1 protein-coding gene is annotated in these 4963 nt (G+C 41.2%); it reads right to left on the bottom strand.

Annotation, left to right across the window (positions count from 1 at the left end; translation table 11 throughout):
• Positions 1-243: 243 nt before the first annotated feature.
• Positions 244-4953 carry a glycosyltransferase family 2 protein gene (locus tag JWJ90_RS22330; protein ID WP_205229434.1) on the bottom strand — a complete coding sequence of 1570 codons (4710 nt, stop codon included), beginning with the start codon at positions 4951-4953 and terminating at the stop codon, positions 244-246.
• Between the last annotated feature and the right edge of the window lie 10 nt (positions 4954-4963).

Below are 4963 nucleotides of genomic sequence, written 5' to 3'. Positions count from 1 at the left end.
TCGAGGAAGGTGTTGACCCGACCAACAACTTCGGGGAGCGCATGCTGCGCTATGCCGTACTCTGGCGAAAACGCAGCCAAGGGACCAGCAGTGATAAAGGCAATCGCTGGGTGGAACGCATCGTTTCACTCAGGCAAACCTGCCGCCTGCAGGGGAAATCATCCTTCCACGTCCTCGTGGACGCGATGGATGCTTTTTTCAAAGATCAACAACCAGACCTGGAATGGATCAAGACTATAAACATTAGTCTCCAAATGTACGTTCCAGATCTTCTAGAGAAACTAATTTGTCCATGCCTAGTTTCTTTGCTGCGAAAAGAGCGTTGTCGGCATAGATTTGTAATGGATTGATATTATATAATTTCAGGTACATCCGGATCGCCATATCAAAATTGCCCTGACGACTCATCCGGTTCGCCTCACTAAGTTTAGCTTCTTTTTCACACCCCGATTTACTCTTTAATTTAGGAGCCAATTTTGAATTTTTTTCTAAAATATATTTGGATTGCGGTACTTCAAAATAGGAGTCCCCTGCTTTAAAAGCAAATCGAGGTGGCGGGGATGCGAGTACATCTGCAATCGCTTGAGCAGCGATTTCAGATGGCTCTTCCACAGCAGCGGCATGACAATGAAAATGTAAGAATAAGCTAGCTCGTTTCCTTACATTCCCCCCATTGTCAATAAAATCAAGTTCATTTTGCAGTGATTTTTTTAAACTATCTACATTATCAGAGATACTGAATGCACCAAGCGGTTGATGGAATTTTGGTACTTTTTCCTTTATAGGATTGTGATATACAACCGGACGACCTGTTGCCAGTGCCTCTAGTATGGTGGTACTGAAGCGGCTAACAAGAATAGTTCCTTCATCTAAAAGGTCGTACACACTCTGCTTGGCGACATTAAAGCGTGACAAGTCCGCTTTATCAGCAGGGTGTTGTGTAATGACGTATTTTAAACCGATGTCTTTACAAGCCTTAACTGCTGTCTCAACGTATTCATCACGGCGGTCTTCGAGAACACCATAAGTAAAATTGACATTGATGATCGCGCGTCGTTTTGATGGTGCGACATAGGGCATAGCCAAGCGCGAACGAACATTGGGCAACCCTACAATCCGACATTCTCGATCTGCGTAGAATCCTTGTTGATAAATGCCGGGTAAGAGCAAATAATCCACACTACGGTAAGGCATCCGAGGCGACACCCTGTCGAGGTTCCAATCGTCATTGATTCCTTCATAGAAACCGAATGTTGGAATACCAAAACCATAATTTTCCATTATTAGTTGTTTGGTATAGGTAAGATCGTTCATAAATACAAAAGCACCGGCATCAGTAGAAAATGGAAGGATTTCAGCAACATTGAAAGGGCGAATATCAATGTCAGAATAGAAAGATAACTCGTTTTCGGAAAGAGGACGATTGGAACTGAAGCATGTAGATCGTGAAGCATCAATGATAATACTGTTAATTCCCAATTTATTAAGCTTGCGAACTATTGGTGCGGCACTGCGTATATGGTAATCAACCTCGCAGAAAAAAATAACTTTACCATTAAAATCATCCTTAAAATCCTGTTGCCAAGGGGTATAACGAAAATTATCTATTGTTATGTCTTTTTCTGTTTTTTTAATAGTTGGTTTTTCAGAAGCTGTCTTGGTGATGTATGATTCGAGCCCAGAGTCCAATACGGCTAACAGACCTGCTGCTCTCAATTTTTCGATAAATATATTCGCAAGCCGAACCTTTTCTTGTTCAGTGTTTACACTTTCTTTCAAGCGATACGTTTGATAACGCAACCAGCCGTCAGCCATGTTTCTGAATTTTTGACGATCAGTTTCTAAAACTTTTTCGAGCAAATTGTTCTCAACGTGCGAGATTACCGATACGGAATCAATAAGCTTTTTTTCATCGATTGAATTAACGGTCGATCCATCACGCTGGATATAGTAATAGAGAGTCTCTTCTGATACTACGAAGCTATTTGCTTCAAGAAAAATATGTATATTAAAATCGATATCTTCCCAAAAAACGCCTTCTCTGAATCTTATATTCGAACGCTCGATTAACTCCCTTTCTATCAATATACCGAAAGCCCACCAACCAATAGTGTTTTCAAGGGCGGCTAAAGTAAGGGTCGATTCTACATGGCGATTACTTTTTTTCGCCTGGAAGGGTTTATCGAATCTTGTTAAAATGTGTTGACAGACCAGTACATCAGCTGAGCCAATCTGATTTATCATCAGTTCAAGCGCATCAAGCCGCAGGAAATCATCTGAATCAAGAAAAAATACGTAACAACCTGTTGCAGAATTGAGGCCAGTGTTGCGAGCTGCGCCCTGCTTACGATTTTCTGAATGCCGGATAATACGAAAATTTTTGATCTGTCTTTGGTATTCCCTGAGTATCTGCAGGCTATTGTCGGTTGAGCAGTCGTCTACACAAATGACTTCAAAATGATCTTGAGAAAGAGTTTGACGTTTTAATGACTCCAAACAGCTAGGAAGATATGATTCACTATTGTAACATGGAATGATGATTGATATATGAACCCCTTTATTTTTACTATATTTATTAACAGAGCAGGCTATATCTGATGACAATGCATTAAGGCTTTTGCTAATGTCCTTAATTTCGAAATTAAATTGATTTTTGTGCTGGAACTTGGTGTTGCAATCACATTCCCCTAATCTAAAGGGACCTTTTATAATTTGGTTAACAAATTCGGAAAATTTTTGTTCAGAAAGACAACTTTCCGGGGCATATCCTGTATGGTGCTTCAAAAATGGCAAAGCGCGATTTCGAAAATCAACACCGGCCTCTATGTCATGCAAGGTTCTTTTTAATGCTCCAACCAATTCTTCAGTATTGTTGGCAACCTCAAAGGCTCCTCTGGGCTCCTTAAATTTATCTACTTGTTCATCGTGTGGATTAAAGTAAATTGCCGGTTTACCACTTGCCAGTGCTTCTAATATACCGGTTGCAAATCGACTCACGAACACGGTTCCTGTGTCAATTAACTCATATTGAGTCAATTTTGAAACCGGCATATTATCAAGAGCCCCCTTATCCATCGGATGCTGAGTAATTACCCACTGTAAGCCAGTTTTTTTGAACGCTGCTGCTGCGGCTTCGACAAAACTGTCTCGATAATTTTCCAAAGCGCCATAGGTAAAGTTGACATTTAATACTGCAAGCGGGATACGAGGAAATTCCGGATTTTTATCAACCAAAGCCTCTATTGAAGGAAGGCCAACAACATGAGTTACGCGATCTGGAAAAAATGGCGCGTCGTTCTCCCCTGCTAGAAATACTGTATCACACCTCCGATAGGGCAAATAGCGTGGTTCGTCAAAATCAATCCGCAGAAAATCGTTGATTCCCTCCACGAGACAGACCGTGCGTAACCCCAGCAAGCGCCTGAATTCCAATGCCTCCCTGAATTCATCATTAAAATCGTTATAGGTGATCACTAAAGCGGCGGTAGCAAGCCAGTCTGCCCCATATGGACCTTGTCTAACCTGGATGTATTCTGAATTGAAGACTCCTGAACGGTCTTCTTCTGTAGCTTGGCGAGTGCCGTTTGCAACAAAAGTAGAGTTATCCATGATGATACAAGGATATCCATAGTTTCTAAGTGTTGGGATCAGGCATGCAGCATTGCGAACATGGTAATTTACTTGGCAAACAATTACTACTCTACCGGCTAAGCGGCATGCCATCTCTGACTGCTTTAACCCTTCTGGCAAAACTGCTTCAGAATCATATTGAGCAGGTCTTTTGGCTAATCCAAAACGCTCCAGTGGTGCCGACATATCTTCCGGTTTCGGCGTTGTAGATTTTCCGAACACTTCTTTTAGTAATTTAAGTCCAGACCGTTCAGATTTGTCGACCATATCTTTCGGAATTTCTCGCAGCCTCGCCCAAAGATTTTTCAAAGTCTCAAAGCCTAGTGCTAAATCATCAACGGTGGTATATGCAACTCGCTGTACAGCTTGATTCAAGACTATGGCTGATTTTTTTGCTATTTCGTTTTTCAATTCTTCCCACAACCCACGCTGTTGGGCTTGATTATTCCAGTCAGTGATAGCTAAAAATAAACCGTCTAGGTGTTGCTCTGTCACGCTTGAAGTAATTGAACCTGGATTCCAGCGATAATAATATATGTGCCTATTAATAGCCGAAATTTTATCTGCTTTAAAAATTATTCTTCCAAATGAAACCATGTCCTCATGAAAAACTCGTGGCATTTCAAAGACCTCATCGCTCAGCAACGCTCGACGCATCAAACGACCGCACATGGTGAAGGATGTATTTTTAGAAAAAAAGTCCTTGAGTCGTTTATTATAATCCATGGCTAGAGGTAAACCATGAAATTCTAATTTTTCATATGTCTGATTAAGACTATTCCAGCGGAAAAAACAGCTAAATACGACATCGGCATTGGTTCGGATCGCCTGCATTCTGAGGCTTTCAATCGCGTCGCTAGTAAGTACATCGTCACCGTCGACAAAAACAACATAATCACCAACAGCTGCCTTCACTCCAGTGTGACGAGCCTCGTTCGGTCCTAAATTTTCAGTATGACGAATCACTTGAATTCGTGAAACTGACTTTTCGATATATTCAATTACAGCAAGAGAATCCGCAAAGCTTGAGCAATCGTCCACTAAAATTATTTCGTATTCTTCGGATCGAAGAGTCTGTTGAAGAACTGATTTGAGGCACTCTGAAAGATGTAGCTTTGATTTATTATATACAGTGATTATTACTGATATTGTCATAGTCGTTTTTAAATTATCAAAGTAAGCGCGTATTATAAACTCACTAGAACTCAGCCACGCCCGCTTTGAACCGGTTGCGTTTATAAATTTGCCATGAGGCGGTACTTGCGGGGGTAATTTCACCATTCTGAGGAAAAATCCCGAAGCACCGCTGTTGTTTTGTACCAAACTTTCTGAA

It is taken from the genome of Desulfobulbus rhabdoformis (assembly GCF_016919065.1).
In the GTDB taxonomy this organism is placed as follows: Bacteria; Desulfobacterota; Desulfobulbia; order Desulfobulbales; family Desulfobulbaceae; genus Desulfobulbus; species Desulfobulbus rhabdoformis.
Note: the sequence above shows the minus strand (reverse complement) of the source record. Positions and strands in the feature narration are given on the sequence as shown.